The organism is Undibacterium sp. Ji50W, from assembly GCF_049340445.1.
GTDB lineage: Bacteria > Pseudomonadota > Gammaproteobacteria > Burkholderiales > Burkholderiaceae_D > Undibacterium.
In genome coordinates this window covers 86,001-101,146 of the sequence record NZ_JBMPOX010000014.1, presented here as the reverse complement: position 1 = coordinate 101,146, position 15,146 = coordinate 86,001, and the positions used below count along the sequence as shown (strand labels likewise).

Here is a 15,146-nt window from a genome sequence, read left to right as displayed (position 1 = left end):
TGTAAAGGTACATTAGCACAAATTTCTATAATCATTGACCTATCTCAATATGATTCCCTTATTTGCACGGCGCGGATTTGCTGTTTTTTCTGCAATTTTGTTGGCAGGCTGCAACACAGTGGTAATGAATCCGTCAGGCGATATCGCCTCTCAACAGAGCCATTTGATATGGGTATCTACCCTCCTGATGTTGCTGATCATCGTGCCAGTGATCTTTCTGACCATCCTTTTCGCCTGGCGTTACAGAAAAAATAATACTTCGGCAAAGTACGAACCAGACTGGGATCATTCCACCCAGCTTGAACTCGTGATCTGGGGTGCACCGCTGCTGATTATCATTGCCCTCGGTCTGATCACCTGGATCAGCACACATACCCTGGACCCTTATCGCAAACTGTCGCGCCTGGATGAAAACCGCCCTATTCCTGCCGATGCGAAGGTTCTGAACGTCGAGGTTGTGGCGCTGGACTGGAAATGGCTGTTCATCTACCCCGACCTCGGCATCGCCACAGTCAATGAGCTGGCGGCACCAGTGGACATGCCTGTGCGCTTCAAGATTACCGCATCCACTGTCATGAATTCCTTCTTTATTCCTGCACTGGCTGGTCAGATTTATGCCATGCCCGGCATGCAGACTACGCTCAATGCGGTGATCAACAAGCCAGGTGAATTCGATGGCTTTTCAGCCAACTATAGTGGTGCAGGTTTCTCAGACATGCACTTTAAGTTCCATGGAATGAGCGCGCAAAATTTTGATTTGTGGGTGCAGGCGGCCAAAGCAAAAGCGCAGACGCTGGACCGTACGACTTATCAGGAATTAGAAAAACCGAGCCAGCGTAATCCGGTACGTCACTACGCCAATGTCGATGCAGATTTATATCATGCCATCTTGAATCGCTGCGTGCGTACTGGTGAAGTGTGCATGGACAAAATGATGATGAGCGATGCCATGGCAAATGCCAAAGCCTATGCCGCATCTGATGCGAAACTGGATTTCAGCAATTTTCTCGCTCAACGTCTGAAACAAGATAAACAAGATAACGCAGCACGATTGTCCGCCTATATCGATGGCGACATTTGTAAAGCAACTCCTCTTATCATCGGAACCAAATGATGCAAGACCATATCGATTTGACGAAGCTCATCTTCGGCCGTCTCTCCTGGGATGCAATTCCCTTTCATGAACCTATCCTGCTGGCGACCTTTGCCGCTGTCGCTATCGGTGGCATCGCAGTTCTTGCGGCGCTGACGTATTTCCGCGTATGGGGTATGTTGTGGCGTGACTGGTTCACCAGTATCGATCACAAAAAAATCGGCATCATGTACGTCATTTTTGCGCTGGTAATGCTGTTGCGCGGCTTTGCTGATGCCATCATGATGCGGCTGCAGCAAGCATTGGCGTTCGGTGATTCTGCTGGTTTCTTGCCACCACACCACTATGACCAGATCTTTACGGCGCATGGCGTGATCATGATCTTCTTTGTGGCGATGCCGCTGGTGACTGGTTTGATGAACTACGTGGTGCCGTTACAAATCGGTGCGCGCGACGTCGCGTTCCCTTTCCTGAATAATTTCAGCTTCTGGATGACTGCGTTTGGCGGCGGTCTGGTAATGGTGTCGCTATTCGTCGGCGAATTCGCCCGCACTGGCTGGCTGGCATATCCACCGCTGTCTGGCATCATGTCCAGCCCGGACGTGGGCGTAGACTACTATATCTGGTCACTACAGATCGCCGGGGTCGGGACTTTGCTCTCGGGGATCAACCTGATTGCCACCATCATCAAAATGCGCGCACCTGGCATGACGATGATGAAGATGCCTGTATTTACCTGGACTGCACTGTGCACCAACGTATTGATCGTTGCTGCTTTCCCTGTCCTGACTGCGGTATTGGGCATGTTGTCACTTGATCGTATGTTCGGCACCCATTTCTTCACCAATGATCTGGGCGGAAACGCCATGATGTATGTGAACCTGATCTGGATCTGGGGCCACCCTGAAGTCTATATTCTGGTATTGCCTGCGTTTGGTATTTTTTCTGAAATCGTATCGACATTTTGTAGCAAGCGTTTGTTCGGCTATACCTCGATGGTCTATGCGACGGTGGTTATCACGATCCTGTCTTACCTGGTATGGCTGCATCACTTTTTCACCATGGGATCCGGTGCGAGTGTCAACTCGTTCTTCGGCATCACGACCATGATTATTTCCATTCCGACCGGAGCAAAGATATTCAACTGGTTGTTCACCATGTACCGTGGCCGTATCCGTTTTGAATTGCCAATGTTGTGGACCATAGGCTTCATGATCACTTTCGTCATCGGTGGCATGACGGGTGTATTGCTGGCGGTACCACCTGCCGATTTCGTTCTGCACAATAGCCTGTTCCTGATTGCTCACTTCCATAACGTCATTATCGGTGGCGTGCTGTTTGGCATGTTTGCTGGTATTAACTACTGGTTCCCCAAAGCTTTTGGCTACAAGCTGGATGACTTCTGGGGTAAATGCTGCTTCTGGTTCTGGACCATAGGCTTCTATTTCGCCTTCATGCCCTTATATGTACTTGGTCTGATGGGTATCACAAGACGTTTGAGCCACTTTGAAGATCCCTCCTTGCAAATCTGGTTCCAGATCGCTGCCTTCGGTGCATTTTTGATTGCCTTGGGTATCGCCTCCTTCATCATCCAGTTATTTGTCAGCTATAAGCGTCGTGAATCCCTGCGTGACCTTACGGGTGACCCTTGGGGGGGGCGTACACTGGAATGGTCAACATCTTCGCCACCTGCCCCGTATAACTTTGCCTTCACACCGAAGGTCTATGACAACGATGCATGGGCTGATATGAAGAGTAATCAATACGCCAGACCAACAGACGGTTTTGTGGCGATACATATGCCCAAGAATACAGGTGCCGGCTTTATCATTGCCTTGTTGAGCGCAGTATGTGGTTTTGCCCTGATCTGGCAAATGTGGCTGCTGGCGGGCCTGGGCTTTGTTGCCATGATGACAGCGATCATCATCCATACCTTTAATTACAAGCGCGACTACTATATTCCTGCTGCCGAAGTCATCCGTACTGAGGACGAACGTAGCCGCCTGTCAGGTGCCAACTATGTCTAACACTGCAACTTTTTCAAACGAGAGCACAAACTTGAATACCAGTACAACATCACACACAGGCAGGCACGCCAGCAGCGATTTTTATGTCAAAGAGCATCATCCGGAAAACGGCACTTTGCTCGGTTTCTGGCTTTACCTGATGAGCGATTGTCTGATCTTCGCCTGCCTGTTTGCAACCTATGCAGTACTTGGCCGTAACTATGCAGGTGGCCCTACGGGCGCGGAATTGTTTGACCTGCCGCTGGTTGCCATCAATACGTCCTTGCTGTTGTTATCGTCGATCACGTATGGCTTTGCCATGCTGGAAATGCAGCGCAAGCGCGTTAAAGCCACTTTGGTCTGGCTTGCTGTTACTGGCTTACTCGGTGCATGTTTTATCAGCTTTGAACTGTATGAATTTGTACATCTGATACACGAAGGTGCAGGCCCGCAACGTAGCGGTTTTTTGACATCGTTCTTTGCCTTGGTCGGTACACATGGCTTGCACGTGAGCTTCGGTATTATTTGGCTCGTAACACTGATGTTCCAAATCGTTCGCCATGGTCTTACTCCAGAGAATGGCAGAAGACTGATGTGTCTGTCGATGTTTTGGCACTTTCTTGATGTGGTCTGGATCGGCGTATTTACCTTTGTTTATTTGATGGGAGTTTTGCCATGAGCGCACACCAAAAACACATAGCGCATGGTCATCATGATGATCACCACGGGCATACACACGCCGATCACGGCAGCCTGAAAAGCTATGCCACCGGATTTTTCCTGGCAGTGATCTTGACAGCAATCCCCTTTTGGCTGGTCATGGGGAAAGTGTTGAACAAATCGAGCACCACAGGCTTGGTTCTGCTGGCGTTTGCGGCAGTGCAGATCGTGGTGCATATGGTGTATTTCCTGCACATGAATACCAAGTCCGAAGGCGGTTGGTCGATGTTGGCGCTATTGTTTACAGGCATGCTGGTTTTTATTATGATGAGCGGATCACTCTGGGTGATGTACCACTTAAATCACAATATGATGCCCGGCATGATGCATGAAATGGAAACAAAACCACAATCGATCAATGCCATGCCCATGTCCAAGCCCGCACCACAATTGACGCCGGCGACAACTCCAGAATCCAGTTCAGCACCGGACAATATGAAGCCTCTGTCGTCTATGCAATGAATGAGCTTGAACAAGGGATGGCAGGTCAAAACGCTGATCTGACGCAAAAAACAGATCTGCCAAAGCGCCTTACCCGCCATTCCAACTTATTCAAACTAGGCTTCACAGCCTGCATGCTTGCTATTTTTGCTGGCTTCATTTCACTTGGCACCTGGCAAATACTACGCCTGCAATGGAAGCTTGAGTTGATAGAACGAGTTGAGCAACGTGTTCATGCAATTTCGGTACCCGCTCCCAGTTTTTCGCTATGGCCACACATCAATGCAAGCACTGACGAGTACCGCCATGTGCAAGTTACCGGCATTTTTTTGTATGAGAAAACGACCCTGGTACAGGCCTCCACGGAATTGGGTGGCGGCTTTTGGGTAATGACACCGTTAGTGACGGCAGATCAAGCTATGATCCTGGTTAATCGTGGTTTTATCCCGGAAAAAATGGCTGAGTCTTATCGAACATCATCCAAAACAGATCGCCCTACCTCACCTGCCGCCAACGCTATTCATGTCAGTGGACTATTGCGCATGACTGAGCCTGGTGGAGGCTTTTTGAGAAAAAATGACCCTGCCGGCAATCACTGGTATTCGCGGGATGTACAGGCAATTGCAACAGCAGTTGGCTTAACAAAGCTAGCCCCCTTTTTTATCGATGCAGATGCAAGCACCACATCGGCAAACGACAAACTCAGTACGCAACAAAATGAAGACTCCGGCGATTACCCCGTCGCAGGCTTAACGGTAATTCATTTTCATAACAACCATTTAGTATATGCTGTAGTCTGGTTCTTGCTCTCAGCCATGACAGCAACGGCCTGGTTTTATGTCATCCGGGATAGAAAATATCAACGAAGTCAGCACAGCGAAAACACAATACCGTAAGCTTGAGCTTCGAATTGAACATGCCGACCGTGATCTGGTAGCATTCACGAACAGTAAGAATAATCAGAATAAACGGACATAGCGAGCATGATTAAAAAAATAGTACCGCATAACGTTGGGTAAGAAATAGCGACCATGACGATAACTAAAGCACCGGCAAAACAGTCCGCCATTGCTATCGAGTATGAAAACTCAGCAGGCCACAAGAATATGCTCCAGCTTATTCAGTTACGCTGGATCGCTGTTTTTGGTCAGTTATCAACCATCTTGATCGTGAAGCTTGGCTTTGGTATTCAATTACCCTTAGTCAAAATGCTGTCTGTGCTGATCTGCCTGATCGCCTTTAATATTGCCAGCCATTTACGCTGGCACGAGCGCGTATATGTAACCAATGGTGAACTGGTTTTTGCATTGCTGATCGACGTATTTAGTCTGACGGCACAGCTCTATTTTGGTGGTGGCACGTCGAATCCCTTTGCTTTTCTCTATCTCTTACAAGTGATTTTAAGTGCTATCTTGCTAGAAGCCTGGTCTACCTGGATCATCGTCATCTTCACCAGTGCCTGTCTGGCCGGATTATCGCTGTTTTCTGAACCATTGCCTCTACCACACGGTGAAAACGGCGGACTATCGCGTTTATATATCGCCGGCTTGATTATTTGCTTCATGCTCAATGCTGCCCTGCTGGTTTTTTTTATCACCCGGATTGGTCACAACCTGCGCGCGCGAGATGCCCAGCTAGCAGATCTGCGCCAACGGGCAGTTGAAGAAGATCATATCGTGCGCATGGGTCTGCTTGCTTCTGGCGCAGCACATGAATTGGGGACGCCACTGGCGACGCTATCGGTCATCCTGGGTGACTGGCGACGGATGCCAGCGTTTCGCAATAACGTAGAACTATTGGAAGAAATAAGCGAGATGGAAACCCAGCTACAACGCTGTAAAAGTATCGTTAGCGGGATCCTGCTATCGGCCGGAGAAGCGCGTGGCGAGTCTGCGGTCAAAACCACGATCAATACCTTTTTAAATGATCTCACCAAAGAATTTATTTCGACGCGGCCAATTGTCTCATTTGGTTTCGATAATCAGATTAAAGAAGACATTCCTGTCGTATTTGATACTGCTCTCAAGCAGATGGTCTGTAACGTCCTCGATAACGCATTAGAAGCCTCCCCTGAATGGCTGCGCATGGAAGTCAGGCGTGAAGATAATGCGTTGATATTCACAGTAGTCGATAGTGGACATGGTTTCGACCCCGTTATCTTGTCACGCATCGGCGAACCTTATCAATCAACCAAAGGCCAGCCCGGCAGCGGGCTGGGATTATTTTTTGTCGTCAACGTGGCACGCAAACTAGGTGGCCATGTCACAGCATCTAACCGCGACGAAGGCGGCGCCATCGTACAATTGAGCCTGCCACTTTCGGCGATCAAGCTGTAAGTGGGATTTTCCATTAAGATTCGTGCTGGCTAAGGATGCAACCAAGGCGCTCATGGCCAGCCATGAGCAACGGAAAACGTCAAAATGACAGAAAATACGCCGTAGCTCGTTAAACAGCACCTCTGGTTGCGCCTCATCGAAATATCCGTTTAACTTCAGGATTTGTTCACTATGTCAGAGAGTCGTCTGCTACTCATTATCGAGGACGATACTGCTTTTGCCCGCACACTGGGTCGCTCGTTTGAGCGGCGCGGTTATACCGTCTTGCACGCAACAAACAAAGAAGATGCTGAAAAACTGTTATCAGATCATTCCCCCGATTACGCTGTCGTCGATCTGAAGTTGAATGGTCATTCGTCCGGCCTGGCATGCGTGCAGCTTTTACATCACCACAACCCCCACATGCTGATTGTCGTACTCACCGGCTTTGCCAGTATTGCGACTGCGGTGGAAGCGGTCAAACTGGGGGCTTGCCAATATCTTTCCAAACCCTCTAACACCGATGATATTGAAGCCGCCTTTGGACATGTCGCCGGCACAGCCGATATAGAAATTACGAATCGCTCCACTTCCCTCAAAAATCTGGAGTGGGAAAGAATCCACGAAGTGCTGGTCGAAACCGACTTTAATATTTCCGAAACAGCGCGCAGGCTAGGCATGCATAGACGCACACTGGCGCGCAAGCTGGAGAAGCAAAGGATTAAATAGCGAGCGTCGGACCCAGAGCCGGACTCCAGTACCATCCCGGACCAAGAGTTTAATACGGTTGCCATTTTTGTTGCGAAACGCGTAGGTACGGACATCGCAGGAAGGCTTGCGCATACGAGAATTCACTTTCCGGTTTCAGCCCTGCTAAATCTGAGTTGATAATCTTGATGTGAGTATAAGTGGCTACTGCGCCTGGAAGCGTGGTGGCAAGACTGTCAGCAAACGTTTAACGGATGATCAGATGCTCGCCCTGATCCGTGCCATTCATGCTGAACTCAAAGAAGCCTAAGTTTTCGTGTAATTACGGGATTAATTCGACAGACAATCCTGTTTTTCTTAGCATTGTAAGTAGGTCGTCACAGGGGTGCTTTCCATCTGATCGCGGAAGAAGATGTGCAAGACCTAGTGCATAAAATGCAACTCGCTTATCGTTATCGGTGATCATTTTTTTCAACCACTTTGGATTTCGTGTACAAACATAAGCCGAATGTTCGTCTATATCGTTTAAGAGCGAGCCGGAAATTTTTCCTTTCTTCATGGATTTCTCAAAATCAATGTCAGCTTGAATTCTGGCTTTTAGTCGTTCTTGTAAATGAATATCGTCCATTTGATATTCCCATGCATTAAATTCTTTTTGAAATAAGCGTGATCTCCCTGAACCTGCTGAACAATAAGCATCAACAATATCCTGTGTGGCATCTATCGATTCCGCCTTCATGCCTGGCTTATAATGCATGAAATATTGATCAATACTCTTTCTCACTGCAACATTCCCCACATGTCCTGTAATGTTTTTAGAATAGAAAATGGCCATATCTTCCATTTTTTTTTGAATGTCTTTGCTACGCGGGTCGCTATCGGATAGTTGCTGAAATAGCTGTCTCATTGCCCATATCAAGCCAAATTCAGAATAGCTATCTGCCAAAACCTTCGCGGTGTCGGCGCGAAATTTATCTTGTATCTGATCGAGTTCTTTTTGCTCGTCGTCAGTCGCTCCAGGAATTTTCGCGATCGGCACTTTATCCATTATTTCCTTCTGGGCAACCCTAACTTTTTCGCGCGCGGCATGAATCATTTCACGATTTTCTGGAGTAGCGGTCAGAGGGGTTGGACATTCAGGTACAAGTGTTGGCGACCAAAATGACGCTTCTCGCGAAAAGACGTCCGCTGTATTAAAGATTGGTATAACTTTTTTATAAAAATAGTTGTCGTACTCGGGATCGAGTCCATTATGACTTACCCCAAGTATGTAGAATTTCAGGGGATTTCCATTTTTCGCCGTGCCGGTAACTTCCCACATTCGGGGCAATTCCACTTCCGAGGCAAGGCAGGTGAAAGCCATCGATATTGCCAACGCCGCAAATACCTTTGCAATTATTTTATTCACGTTATTATTTACTTTATTCAAGTGACAAAACAGGTGACTCTACCGTCGCACGATGTGGTGCTTCAGTACAAATTACCGTTGTATAGTACATTTTTTCTCTGGGTAGTCTATTTTTTTAATGTAATTAATAACGTGGTTCATTTGCTGGGTAAATGGGCCCAGTATGTGATGTTCTTTATTCGTTGCACCAGACGATGAAATTTGTAGAGTCTCAAATAATTTCGATATTCTCAATTAATGCCGATTTTTACATAAAACATTCGGATAACTTGATACAAGGGATAGTCACACTTTTATATTCTTTCAAAACCTGATGCAAGATCTAAATAAGCTATTTTAGGACTTACGCAAAATTGTCCCAGCAAGGTCTCAGCGACGAAGACAGTACTTTAGTACATGGTCTTGGTAAATGCGGGAGCCGCAACGCTTTGCGGCGATTTTGCGTAAGTCCTATTTTTCAAGCTTTGGTCAATAGCAAGGCCCTACACATTAACCCAGCACAAAATCCCGTGTCACTGCAGAATAAGCAGGAAAAGCACTGGCTCTGACGATGCAATCTTCCTTCGATTTCCATACGGTGATGGTATTAGGAAACTCTGAGTACAACAGGTAGCCATTGTCAGTAAAACCAAGAATGGTGTATTTGCCACCTCGAGAGCCATGGGTCAGGTAATGGGATGGACGGCCCTGCGTATCGATTTTACTCATCAGGGCGTAATCGTATTGATTCCAACCAGAAGTTACGTAGATATTGCCTTGAGCATCGCAAGCCATGCCATTTGATGGGCGATCCATTTTGTAAAAAACATCTCCTTCACCGCTCAGCTTGAATTTGCTGATGATGCCATCGCTTGACAAGACAATAATTTTGTCGCCCTGCAGACTCAGGCTTTCGGGTTTGGCAACGCTGACAAAATCGCGCACCCGCGCCTGCGGGTCGATCACCTTGATCGTATCCGAACCCCTGTCTGCGACGTAGATATTACCTGCACCGTCTATTGCCAACCCATTCGGATAGCGCAAACCGCTGGCAAAAGTCTTGACGCCATTGTCATCAATAATGCGTATGCTATGTGAACCAGAATCAGCAAAATACAGATTGCCTGCTGCATCAAAGGCGATGCCGCGTGGTGATTTTGCATCGGCCACGATAACCCGCAAACTGTCGCCACTGCCCAGATTGGTCTTGACGATGGCATTGAGCTCGGTGGCGCTGGTGTAGATAGCATTATTGGCATGATGATTTTCCATATGATCCTTGGGTGACGGTATTGTTGGTGAGAATATCGGTGAGGATATCGGTAAGAACAGCGGTGCAAACACATGCAGATAATATCGCAAATACTTGCTATCATGCTACGCTGCCATGCCTTTAAAATGATACCCTGCCGATTTACCAGCCATGCCTGTATTCAGGCTTCACCCAATCAAGCTATTGAAGCATGCGATAATCAATTACCGTTTCAGTCATATACGCCATGAATCCATCTGCGACAAAACCGCTCATCACCCGTCTATTTGGATTAGATATCTGCAATATGCGCTTTGCAGAAGCCAATCAGCATTTGCTGGATGTGGCCGTCAATCGTGACCACCCCAGTCGGGTAGTGGTGACGCCCAATGTGGATCATATGACCAAGCTGGAATATGAACCTGCATTCAAGACCTTGTACGCCACTTCCGATTATATTTTTGCCGATGGCATGCCCATCGTCTGGGCCAGCAAGATGTGCGCCCTGCCCCTGCCAGAACGTGTGACAGGTGCTGATCTGTTCGTGTCGCTGTGCCGTGGCTGCATAGAGAAAAATTTATCTATTTTTGTGCTGGGTGGCATGCCGGGGCAAGAAAGCCTGTTGCTGGAATCCTTCGCCAAAACTTACCCCGGACTAAAGCTTGATATTTTCTGCCCCTCCATGCAGTTTACTGCTGACGGTACGGAAAGTGATCTGGCAATTCAGCGTATCCAAGCAGCGCAAGCAAATATCCTTTTCATTTGCCTGGGCATGCCCAAGCAGGAAAAACTGGCGTTTCGCTATCGCGAGCAATTTACTAGCGGCAATGTCCCGCTGATATTGTGCGTAGGTGCTGCCATGGAATTTGCGCTGGGGCAGAAAAAACGTGCTCCGCTATGGATGCAAAAGATAGGCATGGAATGGTTCTGGCGCCTGGCCAGCGAACCACGCCGTCTGTGGCAACGTTACACGACGCAAGCCTGGCGCTTTGTCGGACTCTTGCTGCGCGAGAGAAAAATACAAAAGCAGATGCGCTGAGTTTTAAACGAAATTCATCGCCGATCCTTACAGCATCGGACAAAAAATAAAAAAACCGCACAGATAAAAATCTGTGCGGTTTTTTATTGGGAGCTTACTTAATACTGATTTTACTGTTGATCTTACTACCAATTTTACTACTGATGCTTATGCCACTTTTTTTGCATCGAAGAATTGTTCATCTTCTGTAGAACCATGCAAAGCTGTCGTGGAAGACTTGCCTTGCTGGATGGTTTGTGTGACGGCATCAAAGTAACCAGTGCCAACTTCACGCTGGTGTTTAACGGCGGTAAAGCCTTTTTCTGCCGCTGCGAATTCAGCTTCCTGCAATTCAACGAAGGCCGACATCTGGCGACGGGCATAGCCGTGGGCCAGGTTGAACATGCCGTAGTTCAATGCATGGAAACCTGCCAGTGTGATGAACTGGAATTTGTAGCCCATTGCGCCCAGTTCCTTCTGGAATTTGGCGATGGTTGCATCGTCCAGGTTTTTCTTCCAGTTGAACGATGGGGAACAGTTATAAGACAGCAATTTTCCTGGGAACTTGGCATGGATAGCATCAGCAAATGCCTTGGCGAATTCCAGGTCAGGTTTGCCGGTTTCACACCAGATCAAATCTGCATATTCTGCATAAGCCAGGCCACGGGAAATCGCTTGTTGCAGACCTGGTTTGGTTTTGTAGAAGCCTTCAACAGTACGCTCACCTGTGCAGAAAGGCTGGTCGTTGGGGTCTACATCAGAAGTCAGCAAATCAGCTGCTTCAGCATCGGTCCGGGCCAGGATCACGGTGGACGTACCCATGATATCGGCAGCCAGACGTGCTGCGTTCAATTTTTCAATTGCTTCACGTGTAGGCACCAAGACCTTGCCGCCCATGTGGCCGCATTTTTTGACGGAAGCCAGTTGATCTTCAAAGTGAACGCCAGATGCGCCTGCTTCGATCATGGCTTTCATCAATTCAAAGGCATTCAATACCCCACCGAAACCGGCTTCCGCATCCGCCACGATAGGGGCGAAGAAGTCGATGTCGTCTTTACCTTCAGACCATTGAATCTGGTCAGCGCGTGTCAGTGTGTTGTTGATGCGTTTGACAACCAGTGGTACAGAATTGGCTGGATACAGGGATTGATCAGGATACATTTCGCCAGCAACATTGGCGTCACCTGCGACTTGCCAGCCGGACAGGTAGATGGCTTTCAAGCCAGCTTTTACCTGTTGCATAGCCTGGTTACCAGTCAGTGCACCCAGAGCATTGATGAAAGGCTCGTTATTGACCAGATCCCACAGTTTGATCGCGCCGTTTTTGGCGATGGTGTGCTCAACCTTCATGGAACCACGCAGACGAACTACTTCTTCCGCCGTGTAGTTACGCTTGATACCTTTCCAGCGTGGATTGGTATCCCAGTCTTTTTGCAATTCTGCTACTTGTTGTGCGCGAGTTGTCATGTTTCTCTCCTGTGGGCAAATCAAATAAAAAAGTGAATCCGTTGAGAGAAATAATAGGGTATTTTTTGCGTAGCAACAAGGTCTTATATAAGACATATAACAAATATTTAATCGTTTAAAATCAAATACTTAAAATATGTTTTTTGCGATGTGAAATAACATCCCTTAGAATGAGAAAAATATTTTGTGCAGATACACAGTTTCATTTCACAATACGAAAAATGCTGCTCACATTATAAAATTCGGGAATTCAACTCGCTGCATAAAGAAAATTAAGTTTCAAAACGCTATTCAAAGCTGGAAATTTTCGATTCAAATTGGCTTTACTCCAGCACAATTTCGTACCAGGGCGACGGATAATCAAAATCCAGCTCGAATCCCCCCGTCTTTTGCCGGATGGCAGTAGGCGGCAGTGGTTTCATGCGGGTACCACTACCGTCGAGCGGAAACACTGTGATTTTTTTGCTGCTGGTGGCATGAAACAGTTTGACGGGAATACGCTCCAGCCAGACTGGGGCACTGCCATCCAATGCACCTGAAGGCTTGTTTGAGGTGGTGGTATCCGGCTCCAGCGTCCACCAGGCTTTTTGGCCGTCGTAATTGACTAATTGTTTGGGGCGTTGCGGTATCACACCTGGCTGGGTCGTGGCAGTAGCGCCAGACAACACCAGCAGCAGGCGTCGGGAATTTTTCAAAGGCAGCGCATCGCGGCTGGTCAGTAGCATGACCCCATACTGTCGGCCTTTTTCAGAAAACATCGGCAAAGTTTTGTCGATATCCAGGTTGACTGACAAACCAGACCGGGTACCAGCAAACATGCGTGCATAAGTGGTATCAGCAAATAGCCAGGGGCCAGACTGGTTATAGCGCAGTTGCCCGCCCGGGGCAGTCCACTGCGTATCTTCATCCATCCAGGCTTTTGCGTAATGCGCGCCAGGTGCAGGCACCGCCCCAGGTTTTGCCTGCATGTCATGCCGCATACCCAGGCGCGAGAAAAATGCATGCTTGTATTCCAACCCGTATTGCGACTGCAAATACCCGGGGAAGCCGGTACCGCTGACACCATCACGCATAGCCCCCAACAATTGCCGTGTCTCCAAAGGCAGATTAATGGTGATCTGCTCGGGCAGCGGGCGTATCTGATATTGGCGGAATAATGCCGAGGCTATCCCTGTCGTCACCAATTGCCCGGCATGTCCGCTCAGACCGAAGCTATCAGGCACTGACAACCAGCGATCACCATCGATATAGTGAAAGAGAAATAGCCCGTCCCAATCCTGGGCTGCGGCAAATGCACTCATCACCGGCAAAATTTCTGCCGACTGGCGATTCGGGTAAGCCTGGTTAAATTCACTGATCACAAAAGGCTTGCGCAAGTCACGTACGTAAGCGCGCTGCAATAGGCCTTGCCAGCCATCACGCAACACCGATTCATCACGGATGCGCCAGTCGTTCCGGTCCCAAGCTTTGTGAGGGAAATCATAGTGATCGACATAGAAATGCTCATCCACATAATCCATATGTTGCTGTGCATCTGCCATGGCGATGCCGCCAAAATACATTTGCGTTCCCGTCAATGGCACCAGGTCACCCAGTTCTTGCCGTATGGTTTTACGCATCACGGTCAGGTATTGCATATCCATGTCGGACAGATAACGGACATAATCCAGCACCCGGCGGCCATTTCCTTCTTTGTGCGGCCGGTATTGCTGTTGCAGGGCAGATGGTGTGGCATAACCCAGCCTGGTCATTACCCTGCTGGCGAAACGCTGCAGGCGGGCAAACCAGCCTTCACCATATTCCAGCACATTGGCTTCGGATGATTTGACGTTGATGATACCTTTTCTGGGCAAGGAACAACTATCCCAGATTGCGCAAGCCTGTTCAGCACTGCCGTATTGGCGCAGTACCCATTTTTGCCAGTTTTGCTGCAACTGGCGTTCATATTCACCGGTCAGGGTATCGAGTTGCTTGCGCTGCCATGCGCCCAGCAGTGATGACTCATTGTTGATTTCTATCATTGCCAGGGCTGGGTCGTCCTTTAACTCCAGCCGTCGCAATAACTGCTGCACGTATTCCGCCTGCAGGCTGATCATGCGCGGTTCGAACAAATGTATGGGGTGGCTGGCAAAGGGCATCTGTTCACCCGGCGTCAAGGGCGTCACCTGATCCACCGCGGGCCGGAACTGGTAACCCACATGCAAATTCAGGTTGACGTACAAGCCTTCGGCCTTCAGGGCATTGATGAAGACGCGCAGGCGCAGCAAGGCGGCTTCATTGAAACTGGGGAAAGCGGCTGTCGTCAAAATACCCCGTGGCTGTTCCTGGCTGTCACTGAGTACGGTATCCAGATGATGCAGGCGCACTGCATTGAATCCCAACTTGCGCAGACGCTGGGCTATTCTGACGGCATCCTTTTCTTCAGGGAAATTGGCAGCATTGGCAAGACTGATACCGAACAGGCGCACACGACTGTCATCCCGGGTACCTTGCTTACCATCATGTCCAAGGCGAAAAAAATGATTGCCCTTGACGTACAGCCGGTCCCCTGCTTCCAGTGCATGGTTCATGCCACCAAAATCGACGACGCCAGATAAACTGTCTTCATTCACTTCAAAGGGATACCAGGACAATTCCCCCGCTCTGGCAGAAGCAGCAATGACCCACCCTGCCAGCAGAAAAGCCAACAAACGCAGCATAGAATGAGCAAGAGAACGGGCAGGAAATGGAAAATACTTC

13 protein-coding genes and 1 pseudogene are annotated in these 15,146 nt (G+C 48.5%); 9 read left to right on the top strand and 5 right to left on the bottom strand.

The window, feature by feature from the left end; translation table 11 throughout:
- Positions 1–49: 49 nt before the first annotated feature.
- From cyoA to ACO0K9_RS18725, 7 genes are all read left to right on the top strand, one after another.
- A complete protein-coding gene (cyoA, locus tag ACO0K9_RS18755; RefSeq protein WP_422987604.1) occupies positions 50–1,114 on the top strand; it encodes a ubiquinol oxidase subunit II in 1,065 nt (354 codons plus the stop codon).
- Positions 1,114–3,120, top strand: a complete 2,007-nt coding sequence (gene cyoB / locus ACO0K9_RS18750) for a cytochrome o ubiquinol oxidase subunit I (RefSeq protein ID WP_422987603.1) — start codon at positions 1,114–1,116, stop codon at positions 3,118–3,120. Before cyoA ends, cyoB begins: the two co-directional genes overlap by 1 nt.
- Positions 3,113–3,778, top strand: coding sequence for a cytochrome o ubiquinol oxidase subunit III (gene cyoC / locus ACO0K9_RS18745; protein WP_422987602.1), 666 nt, complete (start codon positions 3,113–3,115; stop codon positions 3,776–3,778). Before cyoB ends, cyoC begins: the two co-directional genes overlap by 8 nt.
- Positions 3,775–4,281, top strand: coding sequence for a cytochrome o ubiquinol oxidase subunit IV (gene cyoD, locus ACO0K9_RS18740; protein WP_422987601.1), 507 nt, complete (start codon positions 3,775–3,777; stop codon positions 4,279–4,281). Before cyoC ends, cyoD begins: the two co-directional genes overlap by 4 nt.
- Positions 4,278–5,156 carry an SURF1 family protein gene (locus tag ACO0K9_RS18735; protein ID WP_422987600.1) on the top strand — a complete coding sequence of 293 codons (879 nt, stop codon included), beginning with the start codon at positions 4,278–4,280 and terminating at the stop codon, positions 5,154–5,156. The genes cyoD and ACO0K9_RS18735 overlap by 4 nt, the downstream gene beginning before the upstream one ends.
- 135 nt (positions 5,157–5,291) lie before the next feature.
- Positions 5,292–6,596, top strand: coding sequence for an ATP-binding protein (locus ACO0K9_RS18730; RefSeq protein WP_422987599.1), 1,305 nt, complete (start codon positions 5,292–5,294; stop codon positions 6,594–6,596).
- A gap of 171 nt (positions 6,597–6,767) precedes the next feature.
- Positions 6,768–7,304, top strand: coding sequence for a response regulator transcription factor (locus tag ACO0K9_RS18725; protein ID WP_422987598.1), 537 nt, complete (start codon positions 6,768–6,770; stop codon positions 7,302–7,304).
- On the opposite strand, the gene tnpB is transcribed toward ACO0K9_RS18725, so the two are convergent.
- Positions 7,248–7,430, bottom strand: coding sequence for an IS66 family insertion sequence element accessory protein TnpB (gene tnpB, locus ACO0K9_RS18720; protein WP_422987597.1), 183 nt, complete (start codon positions 7,428–7,430; stop codon positions 7,248–7,250). The two genes, ACO0K9_RS18725 and tnpB, sit on opposite strands and share 57 nt — an antisense overlap.
- Positions 7,431–7,467: 37 nt before the next feature.
- Between tnpB and ACO0K9_RS18715 the strand changes: the two are divergent.
- Positions 7,468–7,590: pseudogene (locus ACO0K9_RS18715) on the top strand (IS3 family transposase); the annotation flags it as partial.
- A 15-nt stretch (positions 7,591–7,605) separates the two neighbouring features.
- Here ACO0K9_RS18715 and ACO0K9_RS18710 read toward each other — a convergent pair.
- On the bottom strand, positions 7,606–8,691 hold the full coding sequence (locus ACO0K9_RS18710; protein ID WP_422987596.1) for a hypothetical protein: 1,086 nt from the start codon (positions 8,689–8,691) through the stop codon (positions 7,606–7,608).
- A 489-nt stretch (positions 8,692–9,180) separates the two neighbouring features.
- Positions 9,181–9,942, bottom strand: coding sequence for a hypothetical protein (locus tag ACO0K9_RS18705; protein WP_422987595.1), 762 nt, complete (start codon positions 9,940–9,942; stop codon positions 9,181–9,183).
- Positions 9,943–10,169: 227 nt separating this feature from the next.
- Here ACO0K9_RS18705 and ACO0K9_RS18700 point away from each other — a divergent pair, with 227 nt between their 5' ends.
- Positions 10,170–10,961 carry a WecB/TagA/CpsF family glycosyltransferase gene (locus tag ACO0K9_RS18700; protein WP_422987594.1) on the top strand — a complete coding sequence of 264 codons (792 nt, stop codon included), beginning with the start codon at positions 10,170–10,172 and terminating at the stop codon, positions 10,959–10,961.
- 147 nt (positions 10,962–11,108) lie between these two features.
- Here ACO0K9_RS18700 and aceA read toward each other — a convergent pair whose 3' ends face one another.
- Complete coding sequence (aceA, locus tag ACO0K9_RS18695; RefSeq protein WP_422987593.1) at positions 11,109–12,407, bottom strand: isocitrate lyase; 1,299 nt, start codon at positions 12,405–12,407, stop codon at positions 11,109–11,111.
- Between the two features lie 323 nt (positions 12,408–12,730).
- Positions 12,731–15,106, bottom strand: coding sequence for a hypothetical protein (locus tag ACO0K9_RS18690; RefSeq protein ID WP_422987592.1), 2,376 nt, complete (start codon positions 15,104–15,106; stop codon positions 12,731–12,733).
- Positions 15,107–15,146: the final 40 nt, after the last annotated feature.